The following is a 19,299-nucleotide window of genomic DNA, read 5'->3' on the forward strand; positions in this document are numbered from 1 at the left end:
CGCCGGGACCGTATATCGCAGCACGGCCGAGGGACGGCTGAGAGGATGCACACCATGGCCGATGTGACGACACCCGTGTCCCCCCGGAAGCAGCGCGGCAACCACGCCTGGGCGACGGTGCTCGCCGCCTGCGTCGGCCAGTTCCTGGTCGTGCTCGACGTGTCCGTCGTCAACGTCGCCCTGCCGTCCATGCGTATCGACCTCGACATGAGCGCCGCGGGACTGCAGTGGGTGCTCAACGCCTACTCCATCGCGTTCGCCGGTTTCATGCTGCTCGGCGGCCGTACCGCCGACATGTACGGCCGCAAGCGGATGTTCCTCACCGGCCTCGGGCTGTTCACCGCCGCCTCCCTGGCCGGTGGGCTCGCCCAGGAGGACTGGCAGATACTCGCCGCCCGCGCCGCGCAGGGGCTCGGCGCCGCCGTGCTCGCCCCCGCCACCCTCACCCTGCTCACCGGCGCGGTGCCCGAAGGGCCGGCGAGGACGAAGGTGATCGGCACCTGGATGGCCGTCGGCGCGGGCGGCGGCGCGGCCGGCGGGCTGATCGGCGGGGTGCTCACCGACCTGCTCTCCTGGCGGTGGGTCCTGCTGATCAACGTGCCCGTCGGGGCGCTCGTCCTGCTCGGCTCCGCCCTCGTGCTCGCGGAAGGCCGGTCGGACGAGCGGCGGCGGATCGACTTCCTGGGCGCTGTCCTGGTCACCACGGGCCTCGCCGCCGTCGCCTACGGCATCGTGCAGACCGAGCAGGCGGGCTGGACGGCGGCACGGACCCTGACGCCGCTGCTCGGCGGGGCGGCCGTGCTCGTCGCCTTCGTCGCCGTCGAGGCACGGTCGGCGGAACCGTTGATGCCGCTCAGGGTGTTCCGGGCGCGGGCGGTGGCCTCGGCGAACGTGGCGACCTTCGTCATCGGCTCCGCCTCGTTCGGGATGTGGTACTTCATGACGGTCTACGCCCAGACAGTGCTGGGCTACACCCCGCTGAAGGCCGGACTGGCCCTGCTCCCCACGTCGGTGGCCGTGGTCCTGGGTTCCAAGTGCGCCCCCCTGATCATGGACCGGGTCGGCGCGAAGAACCTGGCGCTCATCGGTACGGCCGTCGCCGCCGCGGGCTTCGGCTGGCAGTCCACGATGACCACCGACGGCACGTACCTCACCGAGATCTGCCTGCCCGGCCTCCTGATGATGGCCGGTACGGGCCTCGCGGCCACCCCGCTCGCCTCGCTCGCCATCTCGGGCGTGGCGCCGGGCGAGAGCGGTCTCGTCTCCGGCCTCGTCGGCACCTCCCGCACGATGGGCGGTGCGCTCGGTCTCGCCGTGCTCTCCACCGTCGCCGCCTCCCGCACCGCGGGCGGCACCGGACCCGAGGAACTCACGGCCGGGTACGCGCTCGCCTTCCGCACGGCCGCCGTCGTCCTGCTCGGCGGGCTGCTGCTGATGGCCCTCTGGCTGCCGCGCCACCGGTCCACCACGCGGTGAGCCGCCGTTCCCGGCCCCGTCAGAGCCAGCCCTGCTGCCGGGCCGCCCGCACCGCTTCCATCCGGTTGCGGGTGCCCGTCTTGCCGATCGCGGACGACAGGTAGTTGCGCACCGTCGACTCGGACAGACGCAGCTTCTCCGCGATGTCGGCGACCGTCGCCCCGTCCACCGAGGCGTTCAGCGCGTCCCGTTCCCGCGCGGTCAGCGGACTCGGACCCGCGCTGAGCGCGGCGGCGGCAAGCGCCGGATCGACGACCGTCTCGCCCCGCAGCACCCGCCGGATCGCGGTGGCCAGTTCCTCGACCGGACCGTCCTTGACCAGGAACCCGGCCGCCCCGGCCTCCATGGCCCGGCGCAGATAGCCGGGCCTGCCGAACGTGGTGAGGATCAGCACCCGGCAGTCCGGCACCTCCTCGCGCAGATCCGCGGCGGCGTCCAGACCACTGCGGCCCGGCAGTTCGATGTCCAGCAGCGCCACATCCGGGCGGGACAGCAGGGCGGCGCCCACGATCTCGTCCCCGGCGGCCACCTGCGCCACCACCTCGATGTCCGGCTCCAGCCCCAGCAGCAGCGCGAGCGCACCCCGCATCATTCCCTGGTCCTCGGCGAGCAGGACTCGTACACACTTCGCGGGCCGCCCACCGGGCATGTCAGTCATACGGCCAGCGTCCCAGACCGGGCGGCGTACGGCGACGAACGGCGTCCGTGCGTGTGGGGACGGGACGGCCGCGGGTCACTGCGCCGTACCGGTTCCCGGCGCGTGCCCTTCGTTCCGGCGCGTGCTCAGTGTTCCGGCCCGTCGGGCCGGCCCGGGGCGTCGCCGGGCGCGGCGCCGTCCACCGGCAGTTGCGCGTGGACCATGAAGCCGCCGCCCGGCCTCGTCCCCGCCTCCAGAGAGCCGCCCGCCGCAGCGAGGCGTTCGGTGAGGCCGGTCAGCCCGGTGCCGCCCACGCCGGGCGTGGCCGGGGTGTCGGGGCCGGTGCCGTCGTCCGTGACCGTCAGCCGGACCTGTTCGGGGCCGCCGTCGACCACGAACCGGCAGGCGGTGGCGCGGGAGTGGCGCACCACGTTGGTCACCGCCTCCCGCACCACCCAGCCCAGCAGCGCCTCCGTCTGCGGGGCGAGCGGTGGCCCGGAGCGGCGTACCGTCGGTGCGATTCCGGCGGCGGTCAGCGCCGACCGGGCCCGGTCCAGCTCGGTGGCCAGGCTCCCCTCGCGGTAGCCGGTGACGGCCTCGCGGATCTCGGTGAGCGCCTGGCGGCCGACGGACTCGATGTCGGCGACCTGGGCGAGTGCCGCGTCCAGGTCGTGCGGGGCGATCCGGCGCGCGGCCTCCGACTTGACCACGATCACGGACATCGTGTGGCCCAGCAGGTCGTGCAGGTCGCGGGAGAACCGCAGCCGTTCCTTCTCCACGGCGCCGCGGGCCAGTTCCTGCCGAGTGGCCCGCAGTTCCATCACCGTTTCCGCCAGGGTGAGGATCGCCGCGGTCACCGCGCCGGAGATGAAGGTGCCGTAACCGATGGTCCACGGCTCCGACGCACTGGTCCCGCGCCAGACGGCGACGAGGGTGGCGGCCGCGGCGAGCGACAACAGGCCCACGGCCAGGCGTCGTTCACGCAGGATGGTGCCGCAGGCCAGCGAGAGCAGCGGGAAGAACAGCAGCCAGCTGCCGCCGTAGCCGATCGCCAGCGCGAACGTGACGGCGGCCATCACGCAGAGCAGCGCGTAGGACACCGGACTCTCGCGCCTGCGCCGGTCGAAGCCCCGGAACACCACCGAGACGTAGAGGGAGTTGAACGTCAGCAGTCCGAGGCCGCCGAGCCAGGGGTTGGGCGCCTCGCCCTGGAAGAGGTTGGAGAAGGCGCCCAGGCCCATCAGCAGCCAGGGCAACAGGGTGTACGGGCCGGGCGGGCCGGGCCGCCGTTCGCCGCGCCGCCCGCGCCGCGTCCACCGGGGGCTCCGCGGCGGGCACGCATCCGCGTCCGTCCCGGAGCCCCCTTCCACGCCCGTCCGCGTACCGGCCCCGGCCTCCGTTCTCGCTCCCGTTCGGTACCTGGACATGTCCGCTCCCGTCACAGGGTCCTCGCGGACCGGCGGTACGAGATCACCGCGTAGGCACCGAACAGCAGCAGCCACGCGCAGAGCATGGCGACAGTGGTGACGCCGGGCGCGTGGCCCTCGGTGGTCGCCCAGCCCAGGTCGGCGAACCGGTAGGCGGGGGTGAACTCGCCGATGGAACGCAGCCATCCGGGCAGCACCTCCAGCGGGAACCACAGCCCACCGATGATCGCGAAGCCCATCAGGCTTGCCACGTTGACGACGCCGGTGCCCTGCGGGGTGAGCCGGTAGCCGTTGCCGAGACCGAGCAGGGTGAAGGGCAGCGCGCCGATCCACAACAGCAGCACCAGCGCGACCCACTGCCACGGCTCCAGCCGCACCCCGTTGACCAGCCCACCGGCCAGCATCACCGTCAGGATCGTCGGCAGGACGGTCACCGAACCGCTGATCGCCCGGCCCACCACCGCGTGCGACGGGGCGAGCGGTGTGATCCGCAACTGCTGGAGCCAGCCGAGCGTCTTGTCGGAGGCCACGCCCGTCCCGATGGACATCGCGGAACTCAGTGCCCCGTACGCGGCGATGCCGACCATCGAGGCCGTCTTCCAGCCGTCGACGCCGTCGCTCCCGCCGATGTTGGTGAAGAGCAGGTACATCATCACCGGCATGCCGGTCCCGAAGATCAGGAAGAAGCCGTCCCGCAACGTCCGGCGCACCTCCAGCACGACGTAGGCGAACATCAGACGGTCCCTTCTTCGTGAGTGGTGGTGTGCGCCGGGCCGACGGGAGCCGTGAGGGCGAGGAACGCGTCCTCCAGCGTGGCCCGGGAGACCTGGAGGCCGCGGATCGCGCCGAGCCGGGCCAACTCCACGACCGTGGCGTCCGAGTCGTCCGTGCGCAGCCGCGCCCGGTCGCCGGAGACCTCGACGGCGACGACCCCCGGCAGCCGTTCCAGCCCCTCGGTCGGCCTGCCCGCCAGGTCGAATGCGACGAGGGCGTGCCCGGCCGAGGCCCTGATCGCGTCGCCGGTTCCGTTCGCGACGACACGGCCCCGGTCGATGACGACGATCCGGTCGGCGTTCCCGTCCGCCTCCTCCAGGTAGTGGGTGGAGAACAGGACGGTGTTGCCACGTCGGGCGTAGGCCCGCATCGAGTCCCAGAACGTCCGGCGCGCCTCCACGTCCAGGGCGGCGGTCGGCTCGTCCAGGACGATCAGTTCAGGGTTCCCGGCCAGCGCCACGGCGAAGCGGACGCGCTGGGTCTGGCCGCCGGAGAGTTTGTCGATGCGCCGGTGCGCGCAGTCGGTGATGCCCGCGAGCGCGAGCGTCTCGGCCACCGGCATCGGCCGCGGATAGGTCGAGGCGACGAAGGTGATCAGCTCGCGGACGGTGACCCGGGGGATGGGCCGCCCTTCCTGGAGCATGGCGCCGACCAGACCGGCGCGCACCGCCTGTTCCGCCGTGCGGCCCAGCACCCGAACGCTCCCCGCGTCCGGCTCGTCCAGTCCCAGCAGCAGACCGATGGTGGTGGACTTGCCCGCGCCGTTGCGGCCGAGCAGGGCCACGGTCTCGCCGCGCCCGACGGACAGGTCGATCCCGTCCACGGCCCGTACGGTCCGCCCCGTGCGGCCGAAGCTCTTGACGACCGAGGCGAGGGCCACGGCGGCCACCCCGTCCGCGTTCCCCGCGTTCCCGGTCCGTTCCGTCGTCGGCCCCGGTTCCGTTCCCGTTCGCGTCGCCGGCCCCGGCACCGTCGCCGGTGTCGTCGGCCGCGCTGTCCCGTTCCCCGTTGTTTCCGTCATGGCGACGACGTTACGGAAGGCGCCGTGAGCCCGGCAGAGGCAGGTGTACGGACTTCGGCAGGACAAATGTCATGGCCGGCGGGCGGACCCGACAACGAATCTGACGCGTCGTCAGTAATAGTCTTCACAACGATCCGGGGCTGCGTTATACATGGGTCATCGGCTGGAACACGTTCTAGTCCGCGCCCCGAAGTGCCGTCGCACGGCAGAAGGCAGTTCGAGGACACGGCCCGGTGCCCCTCGGGAACAGGCGTGACGGCCGATCCCGCACGACCTCGGCGCGGTCGACGGTGCGGACGGTCGCGCCGAGGTCTTCCCACCATCAAGGAGCAGCCACCCCATGCCCATTGATGCCGAAAAGGCTGTCGCCGCCGAACCCCGCTCCACCCGGATCGGCTGGGACCACAAGGACGTCCAGCTCTACCACCTGGGCATCGGCGCGGGCACCGTCCCCGGCCGTCCCGACGCCGCCACCGACCCCGGCGAACTGCGCTACACCCTGGAATCCCGGCTCCAGGTGCTGCCCTCCTTCGCCACGGTCGCGGGCGCGGGCATGGGGGTGGTCGGCGGGCTCTCGTCCCCCGGCGTCGATGTCGACCTGGCCGCCGTCCTGCACGGTGGGCAGAGCGTCCGGGTGCACCGGCCCATCCCGGTGAGGGGCGACGCCGTGCAGAGCTCGAAGGTCGCGGCGGTGTACGACAAGGGCAAGGCGGCCGTCCTGGTGCTGCGCACCGAGGCCGCGGACGACGAGGGTCCGCTCTGGACCAACGACGCCCAGATCTACGTCCGCGGCGAGGGCGGCTTCGGCGGTGAACGCGGCCCGTCGGGGCGGACCGCGTACCCGGCCGTGGCCCCGGACCACGTCGTGGAACGCCCGATCCGCCCCGACCAGGCGCTGCTGTACCGCCTCTCCGGGGACTGGAACCCGCTCCACGCCGACCCCGACTTCGCGGCGCGGGCCGGATTCGACCGGCCGATCCTGCACGGGCTCTGCACCTACGGCATGACGCTCAAGGCCGTCACCGACACGGTGCTCGACGGCGACGTCAGCCGTATCCGCTCCTACCGCACCCGATTCGCCGGGATCGTCTTCCCCGGCGAGACCCTCCGTATCCGGATGTGGACCGGCGAGGACCACGTCCGGATCGAGGTGAGCGCCGTCGACCGGGACGACGCACCGGTGCTCGGCGACACCTTCGTCGAACACTCCTGAAACCGATTCCGAGCGATCCGACGGAGCCGCGCCACCGGCCGGGCGATCCACGGGGCCGCGCCACCGGCCGGGCGCAGACGGTCCGACATCACGGGCCTGCGGGGCGGCGCGACACCACCGGCCCGCGAATCGGCCCGACACCACCGGCCCATGACGCCGGGCCCATGCAACCGGCCCACGACACCGGGCCCACGACACGGTCCCACGAGGGGAGCCCGCACCATGCGCGCAGCCGTACTGCACGAGATAGGCAAGAACGAACTCGAGGTGCTCGACGACGTCGAGGCGGTGGGCTTCGGCCCCGGGAAGGTCCGGCTCCGCATCCGGGCCACCGGGCTGTGCCACTCCGACGTCTCCGCGATGAACGGGGTGCTGCCCCAGCCGGCCCCCTTCATCCCGGGCCACGAGGGCGCGGGCGAGGTCATCGACGTCGGCGACGGCGTCACCGGGCTGAGCGCGGGCGATCGGGTGCTGGTCTGCTGGCTTCCGGCCTGCGGGGCGTGTCCGTCCTGCAAGCGCGGCCAGACCCAGCTCTGCCTGGCCGGGTTCATGAACGCCGGCACCCCCAACTTCAGGCGCCCCGGCGGCGACGTCTTCGGCTTCGCGGGCACCGGCACCTTCACCGAGGAGGTTGTCGTCGGCGCGGGCTGCGCGGTGCCGATCCCCGACGACGTCCCGTTCGAGATCGCCGCCCTGATCGGCTGCGGGGTGACCACCGGGCTGGGCGCCGCCATCAACACCGCCCGGGTGGAGGCGGGTTCGTCGGTCGCCGTGATCGGCTGCGGCGGCGTCGGCATCTCGACGGTCCAGGGCGCCCGGGTGCAGGGCGCCGCCCAGATCGTCGCCGTGGACCCGGTCGCCTCCCGGCGCGAGGCGGCGCTGCGGTTCGGCGCGACCGAGGCCGTGTCGCCCGAGGAGTTCGCCGACGCCAAGCAGCGGGTCACCGCGGGCGAGGGTTTCGACTACGTCTTCGAAGTCGTCGGCAAGTCCGCCACGGCCCGCACGGCGTACGAGAACACCCGGCGCGGCGGCACCCTGTGCATCGTCGGCGCCGGTGCGATGGACGACAACTTCCAGGTCAACATGTTCGAGCTGTTCTTCGACGAGAAGCGCATCCTGCCCTCCATGTACGGCGGCGGCGACGTGCTCCGCTCGTACGAACGGGCCATCGCGCTCTGGCGGGCCGGCCGCATCGACCTGGAGTCGATGATCACCCACCGGGTCCGGCTGGACGACATCAACGACGCACTCGACCAGATGCGCACCGGCACGTCGCTGCGCACCTGCGTCGAGCTCTGACGCCCGGCCCGGCCCCCGCCACGGGCCGGGCCCGCCGTCCCCGTCCGTCCCCCGCCCCGCTTCCTCCCGAGAGGTTCAGAGAATCCGATGACACCCTCCCTGTCACTTCCCCTGGACGGCATGTGCGCGATCGTCACGGGCGCGGGCCGCGGCCTCGGGCGCGCCGAGGCGCTGGAACTGGCCCGGCTCGGCGCGTCCGTGGTCGTCAACGACTACGGGCAGCCCGGCCGCGACGGCTCCGGCGAGGCGTCGGCGACGCCCGCCCAGGAGGTCGTCGACGAGATCCGCGCGGCGGGCGGCCGGGCGATCGCGAACCTCGGCGACGTCTCCGACCACGACCAGGCCCGCGCCCTGGTGGAACTCGCCGTCACCACTTACGGAAAGCTCGACATCCTGGTCAACAACGCGGGCATCCTGCGCGACCGGATGATCTTCTCGATGACCGAGGACGAGTGGGACTCCGTCATCCGGGTCCACCTCAAGGGCCACTTCAACACCACACACTTCGCCGCTTCCCACTGGCGCGCCCGTTCCAAGAAGTCCGGCGGCCCGGTCTACGGCAGGATCGTCAACAGCGCCTCGGAGGCGTTCCTGGCGGGCTCGGCGGGCCAGCCCAACTACGCGGCGGCCAAGGGCGGCATCGTCGGCCTCACCACGTCCACGGCCCTCGCCCTGGCCAAGTACGGCGTCACCGCCAACGTCATCTGCCCGCGCGCCCGCACCCGGATGACCGAGGACGTCTTCGCGGGCTTCCGGAAGCCGGAGGACGGCAGGCTCGACCCGCTCGCCCCCGAGCACGTCTCGCCACTGGTCGGCTATCTCGCCTCCCCGGCGGCGGCCGGGATCAACGGGCAACTGCTCGTGGTGCACGGCGGAATGGTCGCGGTCGTCGAACGCCCCAGGGTGGCGGCGAAGTTCGACTCGTCGAAGGAGACGTTCTCGTTCGACGAACTGGACGAGCTGCTCTCCCCGTACTACGCGGACCGCCCGCCGAACGAGACCTTCGCGGCGACGGAGATACTCCACCTGAAACGGAGCTGACCTCGGCCTGCCGGTGAACGGGTGGGCCCCGGGAGCCGATCGGTTCCCGGGGCCCACCCGTCCCTCGTCGTCGTGTCCGTGCGGTCAGGCCGCCCGGCTGTCCCCCTCGGAGAGGCGGCGGTGACGGCCGTGCGGCTGCGCCGCCGTGTCGTCCGTCGACACATCCCCTCGGTGCTTTCCGGAGCCGCCGGCTTCGGCCCGTTCCGCGTCCGCCCCCAGCGGGCGCGTCCGGGTCGTGTCGGTGCGGGCTTCAGACATGTGGGAAGTCACCCCGTTGTGATCGTGTGCGTGTGTGTCACCAGGGCCGATCACGCCACCGCAACAGGAAACGGTCACCTTCCGGCGACCGTCGGCACGGTTGCGTGGCCCAGGGCCGAAATCTTAGACGACCTGGGGAACGACAGGAGGCGGCTCCGGGCGCCGGGCGACTCCGGCTCCCGCGTCGTCGTCGGTCGCGGGGTTCCCCACGTTCCCGGCTCCGCTCGGACGGGAGAGGCCCCATCCGCCCTCACCCGCTCCTCCGCCCCGGACGCGAAGCCGCATGACACCGCTCGCCGGTCCGCCCCCATCGCTCCCCAGGGCGTAGGTGATCTCGCCCACCCGGTGCGCCACTCGGTCCGCACCGGGCACCCCGCGCCCCACGAGGGGCGGCTCCGGGGCGATTCTCGAAAGTCCCGTCCGCCGGACGGCGCCGCTTTCAGAAAGAGCCCCCGGGACCGGCCTGCGCACGGGAAGAGGCGCGACGGCCGCGGAAGGCCGCCTGCCGCTTTCCGTGCCCGCCCCCGCCGCCCGGGGCGGACCGGGGTCGATGTCCACCGGTGCCTCCACCAGCGCCACCCCGCACACCCTGTGGGCGTCGGCGTACGGCAGGCGGAGCAGCCCGTCCCGGGTCCATGTCCCGCGCCCGGCCTGCCACCCCCCGGGGGCGGCGCGTTGGTGGAGCCGACGCCCCGACGGGCGCCACAGCCCGAGCCAACTGCCCGCCGCCCCGTCGATCCGCAGCGCCACCGCGCAGTTCTCCGGTGTCAGCAGTTGCCCCGGCTGTACGGCGAAGGGCGTCACCGTCGCCTCCGCCGGACGCAGACACTCCGGAAAGCGCACCGGCAGGCGACTCCCCAACACCCCCCAGCCGAGCCGGTCCTGACCCGGCGCGTCCGACCGGATCAGCAGCAGCCCGCTGCCGGGATCCGCCAGCAGCAGCCGGTCGTCGCTGTCGGGGGTGATCTGCAACAGCGGTGCCACCTCGCCGCCCCGCCCCAGGTCCACCACGACCGCCTTGACCGGGCCGCCGTCCGGCGGCCTCCGGTCCAGGGCCAGCAGCCGCCCCTCCCCGTCCAGCCAGACCCCGCCGGTGCAGTGCCCCGGTACCTCGGCGACCCGCTCGGGGCCGAAGACGCCGCCCGCCACCATCCAGACGCTCGTGGACCGCGCACCGGCCGAGAGGGCGTACGCGCCGATGCCGTCCGGGGACGGCGGCAACATCGTCAGTTCCGCGCACGCGAGCGTGCCGAGCGCCAGTTCACCGGTGCCGGGACCGGTCGGATACAGCAGCGAGAACGCGTGCCGGTCCGCGACCCGGCGCCGGATCAGCACCCGCCCGTCGGTCAACGGCAGCACGTCCGAGTCCGGTTCCTCGGGCTGATCGAGGGGGAGCGGAACCGCGTACGGCTCGTGCCCGTCCAGCGTCCAGCGCTCGACGAACCACGCCCGGGCGGCCCCGGCGGCCGGCTCCCCGGCCCCGTGGGACGGCTCCGCGGGGATCTCGCGCGGGGCGAGCCGGGCCGCGTACGAGCCGTCCGCCGCGAGCGTGAACGCGGGCCGCGCGTCCGCCGCGTCCGGCCCGCCGGCCCCGATCCCCCTGGCTCCAGGGGCTCCGGGCACCCCCGCGCCCCCGTTCCCACCGACACAGACAGTCATGGAATGGTCACCTCCGGCGACTGAAGGTAGTTTTCGCACTTCCTGCCGAACAACGGGAGAGTCGCCACTTCATGCATAAGGGTGGCGACGGCCGGAACCGCTTGATGGGGAGGGGGTGCCTGTGCTCAATGGCGAGAAGTGCGGATAAGGTTAGGCATTCCTAAGCAATGCCTGCGTGATCTACAACTGGAGCAAGAGATGTCCCTTCGTCGCCGCGGCACCGCCGCAGTCGGCCTGGCGGTGGTTGCCGCCCTCTCCCTCTCGGCCTGCGGGAGCGACGACGGAGGTTCGGGCGGCTCGGCCGAGCCGAAGGGCGGCGACAAGAAGGCGGCCGTCGCGACCGGCGGCAAGGACTTCGCCGACGCCGCCAAGAAGACGGCGGCGTACGGGACGGACGCCAAGCCCGGCGAGTTCCCCCGCACCCTCACCCACGCCCTGGGCACGACCGAGATCAAGGCCGCTCCCAAGCGCGTCGTCGTGCTGGACGTCGGCGAGTTCGACAACGTCGTCTCGCTGGGCGTGAAGCCGGTCGGTTACGCCCCCTCCGAGGGCGACGCGGCGATCCCCTCGTACCTGAAGAAGGGCGCGGGCGACCCGAAGAACGTCGGCACCATCAACAACCTCAACCTTGAGGCCATCGCCAACCTGAAGCCCGACCTGATCCTCGGCAGCCAGCTCCGCGCCGCCGACAAGTACGACGCGCTCTCCAAGATCGCTCCCACCGTGTTCTCGATCCGCCCGGGGTTCACCTGGAAGGAGAACTACCTCCTCAACGCCGCGGCGCTGGACAGGACGGACAAGGCGAAGAGCGAGCTGGCCGCCTACGGGGCGAAGGCGAAGAAGCTCGGCGAGGACATCGGCCCGGACAAGCCGACCGTCTCCATGGTCCGCTACATGCCCGACCGGATCCGCCTCTACGCCAAGGCGTCCTTCATCGGCACCATCCTCCAGGACGCCGGCCTGCCCCGGCCCGAGAACCAGCAGATCGACGACCTCGCGGCGGAGATCAGCCCGGAGAAGATCGACGAGGCCGACGCCGACTGGATCTTCACCGGTGTCTACGGCGAGGTGAAGGCCACCAAGCGGGACACCACCCAGTCCAACCCGCTGTGGAAGAACCTCAAGGCGGTCAAGGAAGGCCGCGCCAAGGACGTCTCCGACGAGACCTGGTACCTCGGTCTCGGTGTCACGGCCGCGAACCTGGTCCTCGACGACCTGCGTGCCGATCTCGTGAAGTGACGACCCGCGTGCCGGTCCCGTGAGGTGAGGGCCTCCGTGCCGATCCCGCGGAGTGACGGCCCGCGGTCCGCCGTAACGATTCCCCGGCGGACCGCGGGCCGTCCGCACGGGCCGCCGAAGCCATGGCGGACGGGGCGCGGGGGGCAGGTAGCCTTTCCCTGTGCCCCGTCTGTCTGAAGTCCTCGCAGAGCTCGACACTCTCTGGCCGCCCGAGCGGGCCGAGAGCTGGGACGCCGTCGGTAACGTGTGCGGCGACCCCGCCGCACACGTCGACCGGGTCCTGTTCGCCGTCGACCCCGTCCAGGAGATCGTCGACGAGGCGCTGCGGCTCGGCGCCCAGCTGATCGTCACGCACCACCCGCTCTACCTGCGGGGCACGACGACGGTCGCCGCCTCCACCTTCAAGGGCCGGGTCGTGCACACCCTGATCAAGCACGACGTCGCGCTGCACGTCGCCCACACCAACGCCGACACCGCCGATCCCGGCGTCTCGGACGCCCTCGCCGGCGCCCTCGACCTGCGCGTCGAGCGGCCCCTCGTACCCGACCCCACCGACCCCGCGGGCCGCCGGGGCCTGGGCCGGATCTGCGTGCTCGACCACCCCGAGAGCCTTGCCGACCTCGCGGCCCGCGCCGCCGCCCGGCTGCCCGCCACCGCACAGGGCATCCGGCTCGCCGGCGACCCGGCGGCGACGGTGCGCACCGTCGCGGTCAGCGGCGGCTCCGGCGACAGCCTCTTCGACGCGGTGCGCGCCGCAGGCGTCGACGCGTTCCTCACCGCGGACCTGCGCCACCACCCGGCCTCCGAGGCCATCCAGCACTCCCCGCTCGGCCTGATCGACGCCGCGCACTGGGCCACCGAATGGCCGTGGTGCGAGCAGGCGGCGGCACAGCTCGACGCGATCTCCGACCGCCACGGATGGGACCTGCGGGTCCATGTCTCGAAGCAGGTCACCGACCCCTGGACCACCACCACCCACCACTCTTCTGGAGCCCCCAACTGAACGCCGCGCCCGCCGACCAGATCCGACTCCTCGACGTCCAGGCCCTCGACGTCCGCCTGTCGCAGCTCGCCCACCGGCGCAAGTCGCTGCCCGAGCACGCCGAGATCGAGTCGCTCACCAGCGACCTCGCGCAACTGCGTGACCTGCTGATCGCCTCGCAGACCGAGGAGAGCGACACCGCCCGCGAGCAGACCAAGGCGGAGCAGGACGTCGACCAGGTGCGCCAGCGCTCCGCCCGCGACCAGCAGCGGCTCGACTCGGGCGCGGTCACCTCGCCCAAGGACCTGGAGAGCCTCCAGAGCGAGATCGCCTCGCTGGCCAAGCGCCAGGGCGACCTGGAGGACATCGTCCTCGAAGTGATGGAGCGCCGCGAGTCCGTCCAGGAGCGCGTCACCGAGCTCTCCGAGCGGGTCTCCGCCGTCCAGGCCAAGGTGGACGACGCCACCGCCCGCCGCGACGCCGCGACCGACGAGCTCGACCGGGAGGTCGCGACGGTCACCAAGGAGCGCGAGGTCGTCGCCGGTTCCGTGCCCGCGGACCTGATGAAGCTGTACGACAAGCTCCGCGAGCAGCAGGGCGGGGTCGGTGCCGCCCGTCTCTACCAGCGCCGCTGCGAGGGCTGCCGCCTGGAGCTGAACATCACCGAGATCAACGAGGTGAAGGCGGCCTCCCGGGACACCGTCCTGCGCTGCGAGAACTGCCGCCGCATCCTGGTCCGCACGGCGGAGTCGGGCCTGTAATGACCCAGCCGCGCCAGTTCGTCGTCGAGGCCGACGGCGGGTCCCGGGGCAACCCCGGGCCCGCCGGCTACGGGGCGGTCGTCATCGACGCCGCGACGGGGGAGACCCTTGCCGAGGCCGCCGAGTACATCGGCGTCGCGACGAACAACGTCGCCGAGTACAAGGGGCTGATCGCGGGCCTGCGGGCGGCGAGGGCGCTGGTGCCGGACGAGGCGGCGGACACGGTCCGGGTACGGGTCAGGATGGACTCCAAGCTGGTCGTGGAGCAGATGTCGGGCCGCTGGAAGATCAAGCACCCCGACATGAAGCCGCTCGCGGCCCGGGCCGCCACGATCCTTCCGGCCACCGCCGTCACGTACGAGTGGATTCCGCGCGAGAAGAACAAGCACGCGGACCGGCTGGCCAACGAGGCGATGGACGCGGGCCGACGCGGCGAGCAGTGGGAGCCGTCGGCGTCGACGGCCGCCCTGGACACCGCCCGGCCCTCGGTGGCCGGGGCCCTGCCCCCGGTCGACGGTCCGCCCGGCGACGCGGCGGCGGGTGCGGCCCGGGCGCGCGCGGCCCTCGCGTCCCGGCCCGCGGCCGGGGCGGCCCCGGCCACCGCCCCCGCGGACGCGCGGACGGGTACGGCCCCTCAGGTGGGCTGGGGCGCGGCCCCCGATCTCGGGGCGCCCGCCACCTTCGTGCTGCTCCGGCACGGCGAGACCGCCCTCACCCCCGAGAAGCGGTTCTCGGGCAGCGGAGGCAGCGACCCCGAACTCTCGGCGACCGGACGCCATCAGGCCGAACGCATCGCCCGGTCGCTGGCCGAGCGGGGCACGATCCAGGAGATCGTCAGCTCCCCGCTGCGCCGCTGCCGCGAGACGGCCGGCGCGGTGGCGGACCGGCTCGGACTGGAGGTCCGGATCGAGGACGGTCTGCGCGAGACGGACTTCGGTGCCTGGGAGGGGCTGACGTTCGCCGAGGTGCGCGACCGCCACGGCGCCGACCTGGACGCCTGGCTCGCCTCGGCGGAGGCCGCCCCGACCGGCGGCGGCGAGAGCTTCGCGGAGGTCGCCCGCCGGGTGGAGGCAGCCCGGGACCGCCTGATCGCCCGCCACGCGGGCCGCACGGTCCTCCTGGTCACGCACGTGACGCCGATCAAGACGCTGGTGCGACTGGCGCTCGGTGCCCCGCCGGAAGCCATGTTCCGGATGGAACTCTCGGCGGCCTCGGTGTCCGCGGTTGCCTACTACGCGGACGGGAACGCCTCGCTCCGGTTGCTGAACGACACCTCGCACCTGCGGTAGGTCCCGATCCGGGGTGTCTCCGGTCCGGGGAGTTCTCCGGTCCGGGGGAGCCGCCGGCCAGGTCCGGGGTCCGGTGCGGACCGGCGGCAGCGCCGGACCGGAGCCGGGACCGCGCCCCGGACGGCATCCGGGCCCGGCCGCGCGGGACCCGTCAGCCGCGCAACGCCGCGGCCTCGCGCGCGAGCCGTTCCACCCGCGCCCAGTCCCTCGCCGCCACCGCGTCCGCCGGAACCATCCAACTGCCGCCCACACAGCCGACGTTGGGAAGCGCCAGATAGGACGGCGCGGAAGCTGCCGAGATGCCGCCGGTCGGACAGAACCGGGCCTGCGGCAACGGCGAGGACAGTGCCTTCAGATACGCGGTGCCGCCGGCCGCCTCGGCCGGGAAGAACTTCATCTCCGTGACCCCGCGTTCCAGCAACGCGACCACCTCGGACGTCGTGGAGACACCCGGCAGGAACGGCACCCCCGACGCCCTCATCGCGTCCAGCAGCGTGTCCGTCCAGCCGGGGCTGACCAGGAACCGGGCCCCGGCGGCGACGGTGTCGGTGACATTGCGCGCCGAGATCACCGTCCCCGCGCCCACCACCGCGTCCTCCACCCCGTCCGCGATCGCCGCGATCGCGTCCAGCGCCGCGGCCGTCCGCAGCGTCACCTCGATGGCCGGGAGCCCGCCCGCGACCAGCGCCCGGGCGAGCGGCACCGCGTCGGCCGCATCCTCCAGGACGACGACGGGAACGACGGGGGCGAGGTCCAGCACAGAGGAGGTCATGCGCTCATCCTGCCGCGCGCACGGCGCCCTGCGCAATGAGCGTTGCACAGGGTGCAACGCAGGAGGGAGGGGGTGTTCGTGATCGTTCAGGAGTGTTGTGGTCGTTCAGTGGATCTCGGTCACCACGACGTCGAGCGACCACGGTCGGCCCGCTCGCCCCGGAGCCTCGGCCTCCACCACGTATCCGAGCCCCCGCAACGCCTCCACCAGCTCCGCGGGGCCCTCGGGCCGCGCACCCGCCACCAGCAGATCGCGCACCAGCCGCCCCTTCGTCGCCTTGTTGAAGTGACTGACCACGGACCGCTTCTCGACCCCGCCCACCATCTGGGAATGCAGCACCCGCACACTCGCCGTGCGCTCAGCCACCTCGCCCTTCGGCTTCCAGGCCGCGGTGTACGCGGAGGACCGCAGGTCCAGGACGAGCCCGTCCCCGGCGGCCTCCGGCATGACCTCCGCCAGCGGGCCGCGCCAGTACGCCCCGAGCGAGCCAAGGCCGGGCAGTCTCACCCCCATCGAGCAACGGTACGAAGGGATCCGGTCGCCCACCCGCACCGCGCCCCACAGTCCGGAGAAGACCAGCAACGACTTCCCGGCGCGCCGCTTGGCCGCCGTGTCCAGCGAGGCCAGATCCAGGGCGTCGTACAGCACCCCCGTGTAGATCTCCCCGGCCGGACGCGTCCCCGCCGTCCGCAACTCCACGTTCTTCGCGATCTCGCCGCGCAGCCCCTCGCTCAGCCCGAGCACCACGCGGGCCTTCTCCTCGTCCGCCGCACACAGCTCGACCAGCTCGTCGAGGACCGCCGCCCGTGCCGCGGCCAGCCCCGGCAGCGACAACGCCTCCGGCTTCAACGGAGCACCCCGCCCCGACGCGGCCTTGCCCTCCGAGGGCGGCAACAGCACCAGCACGGCGGTTCTCCTTCGTACGTACGCACAGGCGGGACGGCCCGACAGGGCCCGCGCACCAGCCTACGGGGGCCCGCGGCACCGCCCCGCCACCCCCGGGCGGCACCACGGCCCCGGCCGGGGGTGGCCGGGAGATCAGGCCCGTCCGGCCCGGTCCGGGGGCGGCGACGCTTCCCCCGGTGCTCGCCCCCGCCTCAGCGCGGCCACCGCGGCACCGGGATCGTCCGCGTGGAACCGCACGGTCCGCGCCGAGCCGCGCTTTCCCAGCGGCCGCACGAACTCCACCGGACCGGCCAGCTCCACGGTCACCGTCGTCTGCCCGCCCACGACGAGATCGAGCACCCCCTCGGCGTCGACCCGTACCGGTCCGCCGTCCGGAAAGCGCCGCTCGACCCGCGCGGTTTCCACCGCCCCGGCCGGAACCCGCAGGTCGAACAGGACACCGTAACGAAGCCGCAGTGCCCCGTCGGCACCCACCACATGCGGCCGGGTCACACACGAGGCGTGCAGGGCGAGGACCAGGACCACCCCGTACACGTCGAGCACCAGCACGGCCGCGTGCACCACCGGCCACGGGATCACCAGGGCCAGCACGGCCGTCTCCACGACGGCGACGAAGACCAGCCCGTACATCATCGCCGTCTGCGGACCGGTGTACGCGACGGCGAGCGCTCCCTCGGGCACGGCATGACGCCGCCGCGACACCCACAGCACGAGACTGTGCAACGCGCGCGCCTCGTGTCCGACGAGGCGGCGCACCCGCTCCGGCACGGCGGTGCGCAACGCCGTACCCAGCGCCTCCCGCCGTCCCGCCCCGGCACGCCGGGAGGCCCGCCGCAGCCGCTCCACCGCAACGCACTCGACCCCGACGACGGTGGCCACCAGCACTTCGGCCACCACCAGCACCGCACCCGGTACCCGGACCCCTGCCGCCAGGCAGGCCAGCAGTGTCACCTCGGCGACCGCCAGAGCCCCGAAGCCCCACCGCGCCACTCGCGTGCCCGTTCCCCTCATGTCCCCTCCGCTTCCGTTCCGATTTCCGTCCCGCTCCCGGCCAGGCGCTCCGCCAGGCCCGTCATCACCCGGCGCATCACCGCGGCCTGCGCGGGCGCGCAGTCGTCGAGCAGGGCCTCGCCGAACCCCGTTCCGACCGGGCCGTCGGCGGGAATCGCCGCCAGCGCCTCGTCCGGCACGGCGGCGACCAGGTCGGCGGCGAGCGGCGCGATCCGCGGATCGTCCACGCGCGCGTCGGCGAGGTCGTCCATGCGCACGTACAGCGCGTGCACGGCAGGGTCCCCGGCCAGCGGACGCAGGGCGTCGCGCATCCTGTCGCCACCGGCCACGGCGTCCAGCAGCACCAGATGCTCCCGGTCCCTGGCGGCCGTCGGGGAACCGGTGTCCGGCTCCCTGCCGAGCAGCTCCGCCAGCGCGGGCGACACCGGCTCCCCGTCGTCCACCGACCCCTCCAGCAGACGGGCCAGCCGACGCCTGCGCCCCCGGATCTCGTTCTCCTGCCGGGCCAGATCCGCGTCCAACTCGACAAGCACTTCGACGAGTTCGCGCCCCCGGTCGTCCGCGAGCACGTCCCGCACCTCCTCCAGGGCGAGCCCGAGCTCGGTGAGCCGCCGGATCCGGGCCAGCACCACGGCGTCGCGCACGCCGTAGACGCGGTAACCGTTGGCCCGGCGGGCGGGCTCCGGGAGCAGGCCGACGTGGTGGTAGTGCCGCACCGTCCGCGTACTGACCCCGACGAGCGCGGCGATCTCTCCTATACGCATGGATCCAGTAGAAACGTTGACGCAACGGCAAGGTCAAGCACGCCCCGAGCCGTCCGCCCGAGCCGTCCGCCCGAGCCGCCCCGCACCACCCTGCCGGAGTCCTGGTCGACCGGGAGCAGTCCCCGGTGGCGCTCTTCAGTGATCCGCAGGGGGACGACTACCGGCAGCACTGCACCATTCCCTTCGGCAAGGTGCTCGCCCTGCCCGCGCCGTTCGATTTCGACCTGGAGACCGAGGCGTCTCCCTGATCCGTACGCCCGGCGGTCTCTCCGGTGCCCCGTCCGATGGCCCCGTCCTGCGGCGCCCGCCGGACGGGTAGCATGGTCCGCACGGCAGACGAGCCGGGCGGACGGCCGCGTGGGGATCTCCGGATCTCCCCGAGGAACGTCCGGGCTCCACAGGGCAGGGTGATGGCTAACGGCCACCCGGGGTGACCCGCGGGACAGTGCCACAGAAAACAGACCGCCGGGGACTCCGGTCCTCGGTAAGGGTGAAACGGTGGTGTAAGAGACCACCAGCGCCCGGGGTGACCCGGGCGGCTAGGTAAACCCCACCCGGAGCAAGGTCAAGAGGGGCCGCCGTACGACGGCCCTGCGCGAATGTTCGAGGGCGGCCCGCCCGAGTTCGCGGGTAGACCGCACGAGGCCGGCAGCAATGCCGGTCCTAGATGGATGGCCGTCTCCCCGGCCGCCGCGAGGCGACCGGGTGACAGAACCCGGCGTACAGCCCGACTCGTCTGCCGCTTCAGGGCTTCTGACCAGCGAAATAGC

At 73.1% G+C, this 19,299-nt stretch carries 16 protein-coding genes, 1 other RNA gene and 2 pseudogenes; 10 read left to right on the forward strand and 9 right to left on the reverse strand.

Annotated elements, in window-relative coordinates; translation table 11 throughout:
* The first annotated feature begins 45 nt into the window (after positions 1-45).
* Complete coding sequence (locus ACF1CT_RS09570) at positions 46-1,476, forward strand: MFS transporter (protein ID WP_391783230.1); 1,431 nt, start codon at positions 46-48, stop codon at positions 1,474-1,476.
* Positions 1,477-1,495: 19 nt separating this feature from the next.
* Here ACF1CT_RS09570 and ACF1CT_RS09575 read toward each other — a convergent pair whose 3' ends face one another.
* The 4 genes from ACF1CT_RS09575 to ACF1CT_RS09590 all read right to left on the reverse strand — a co-directional run bounded on the left by ACF1CT_RS09575 (position 1,496) and on the right by ACF1CT_RS09590 (position 5,335).
* Complete coding sequence (locus tag ACF1CT_RS09575) at positions 1,496-2,134, reverse strand: response regulator (protein WP_391783231.1); 639 nt, start codon at positions 2,132-2,134, stop codon at positions 1,496-1,498.
* Between the two features lie 125 nt (positions 2,135-2,259).
* On the reverse strand, positions 2,260-3,540 hold the full coding sequence (locus ACF1CT_RS09580; protein WP_391783232.1) for a sensor histidine kinase: 1,281 nt from the start codon (positions 3,538-3,540) through the stop codon (positions 2,260-2,262).
* A gap of 11 nt (positions 3,541-3,551) precedes the next feature.
* Positions 3,552-4,274 (reverse strand): ABC transporter permease, encoded by a 723-nt coding sequence (locus ACF1CT_RS09585; protein ID WP_391783233.1) that lies wholly within the window; start codon positions 4,272-4,274, stop codon positions 3,552-3,554.
* Entirely contained in the window at positions 4,274-5,335 is a 1,062-nt protein-coding gene (locus ACF1CT_RS09590; RefSeq protein WP_391783234.1) for an ABC transporter ATP-binding protein, read from the reverse strand. Before ACF1CT_RS09590 ends, ACF1CT_RS09585 begins: the two co-directional genes overlap by 1 nt.
* A gap of 340 nt (positions 5,336-5,675) precedes the next feature.
* Between ACF1CT_RS09590 and ACF1CT_RS09595 the strand changes: the two genes are divergently transcribed.
* The 3 genes from ACF1CT_RS09595 (at position 5,676) to ACF1CT_RS09605 (ending at position 8,888) form a co-directional block, all read left to right on the forward strand.
* A complete protein-coding gene (locus tag ACF1CT_RS09595) occupies positions 5,676-6,548 on the forward strand; it encodes a MaoC/PaaZ C-terminal domain-containing protein (RefSeq protein ID WP_391783235.1) in 873 nt (290 codons plus the stop codon).
* 222 nt (positions 6,549-6,770) lie between these two features.
* Complete coding sequence (locus ACF1CT_RS09600; RefSeq protein WP_391783236.1) at positions 6,771-7,847, forward strand: Zn-dependent alcohol dehydrogenase; 1,077 nt, start codon at positions 6,771-6,773, stop codon at positions 7,845-7,847.
* Positions 7,848-7,934: 87 nt separating this feature from the next.
* On the forward strand, positions 7,935-8,888 hold the full coding sequence (locus ACF1CT_RS09605) for a 3-oxoacyl-ACP reductase (RefSeq protein WP_391783237.1): 954 nt from the start codon (positions 7,935-7,937) through the stop codon (positions 8,886-8,888).
* Positions 8,889-9,599: 711 nt separating this feature from the next.
* Here the strand turns inward: ACF1CT_RS09605 and ACF1CT_RS09610 are convergent.
* Positions 9,600-10,805: pseudogene (locus ACF1CT_RS09610) on the reverse strand (hypothetical protein); the annotation flags it as partial.
* Between the two features lie 198 nt (positions 10,806-11,003).
* Here ACF1CT_RS09610 and ACF1CT_RS09615 point away from each other — a divergent pair.
* The 4 genes from ACF1CT_RS09615 (at position 11,004) to ACF1CT_RS09630 (ending at position 15,076) form a co-directional block, all read left to right on the forward strand.
* Positions 11,004-12,044, forward strand: coding sequence for an ABC transporter substrate-binding protein (locus ACF1CT_RS09615; protein WP_391783238.1), 1,041 nt, complete (start codon positions 11,004-11,006; stop codon positions 12,042-12,044).
* A gap of 160 nt (positions 12,045-12,204) precedes the next feature.
* Entirely contained in the window at positions 12,205-13,047 is an 843-nt protein-coding gene (locus ACF1CT_RS09620; RefSeq protein ID WP_391783239.1) for a Nif3-like dinuclear metal center hexameric protein, read from the forward strand.
* Positions 13,044-13,787, forward strand: a complete 744-nt coding sequence (locus ACF1CT_RS09625) for a zinc ribbon domain-containing protein (protein WP_391783434.1) — start codon at positions 13,044-13,046, stop codon at positions 13,785-13,787. Before ACF1CT_RS09620 ends, ACF1CT_RS09625 begins: the two co-directional genes overlap by 4 nt.
* The gene (locus ACF1CT_RS09630) at positions 13,787-15,076 is read left to right on the forward strand and encodes a bifunctional RNase H/acid phosphatase (RefSeq protein WP_391783240.1); all 1,290 of its coding nucleotides are present in this window, start codon (positions 13,787-13,789) and stop codon (positions 15,074-15,076) included. Before ACF1CT_RS09625 ends, ACF1CT_RS09630 begins: the two co-directional genes overlap by 1 nt.
* Positions 15,077-15,227: 151 nt before the next feature.
* On the opposite strand, the gene eda is transcribed toward ACF1CT_RS09630, so the two are convergent.
* From eda to ACF1CT_RS09650, 4 genes are all read right to left on the reverse strand, one after another.
* Positions 15,228-15,848 (reverse strand): bifunctional 4-hydroxy-2-oxoglutarate aldolase/2-dehydro-3-deoxy-phosphogluconate aldolase, encoded by a 621-nt coding sequence (gene eda / locus ACF1CT_RS09635; RefSeq protein ID WP_391783241.1) that lies wholly within the window; start codon positions 15,846-15,848, stop codon positions 15,228-15,230.
* Between the two features lie 105 nt (positions 15,849-15,953).
* Positions 15,954-16,754 carry a peroxide stress protein YaaA gene (gene yaaA / locus ACF1CT_RS09640; RefSeq protein WP_391783242.1) on the reverse strand — a complete coding sequence of 267 codons (801 nt, stop codon included), beginning with the start codon at positions 16,752-16,754 and terminating at the stop codon, positions 15,954-15,956.
* Positions 16,755-16,886: 132 nt separating this feature from the next.
* The gene (locus tag ACF1CT_RS09645; RefSeq protein WP_391783243.1) at positions 16,887-17,765 is read right to left on the reverse strand and encodes a hypothetical protein; all 879 of its coding nucleotides are present in this window, start codon (positions 17,763-17,765) and stop codon (positions 16,887-16,889) included.
* Entirely contained in the window at positions 17,762-18,529 is a 768-nt protein-coding gene (locus tag ACF1CT_RS09650) for a MerR family transcriptional regulator (protein ID WP_391783244.1), read from the reverse strand. Before ACF1CT_RS09650 ends, ACF1CT_RS09645 begins: the two co-directional genes overlap by 4 nt.
* 89 nt (positions 18,530-18,618) lie before the next feature.
* On the opposite strand from ACF1CT_RS09650, the pseudogene ACF1CT_RS09655 reads away from it, so the two are divergent.
* Together ACF1CT_RS09655 and rnpB are read left to right on the forward strand one after the other, a co-directional pair.
* Positions 18,619-18,777: pseudogene (locus ACF1CT_RS09655) on the forward strand (Uma2 family endonuclease); the annotation flags it as partial.
* Positions 18,778-18,866: 89 nt separating this feature from the next.
* An RNA gene (gene rnpB / locus ACF1CT_RS09660) (RNase P RNA component class A) lies at positions 18,867-19,268 on the forward strand.
* The last annotated feature ends 31 nt before the right edge of the window (positions 19,269-19,299 follow it).

The sequence above is a fragment of the Streptomyces sp. NPDC014734 genome, assembly GCF_043083325.1.
GTDB lineage: Bacteria > Actinomycetota > Actinomycetes > Streptomycetales > Streptomycetaceae > Streptomyces.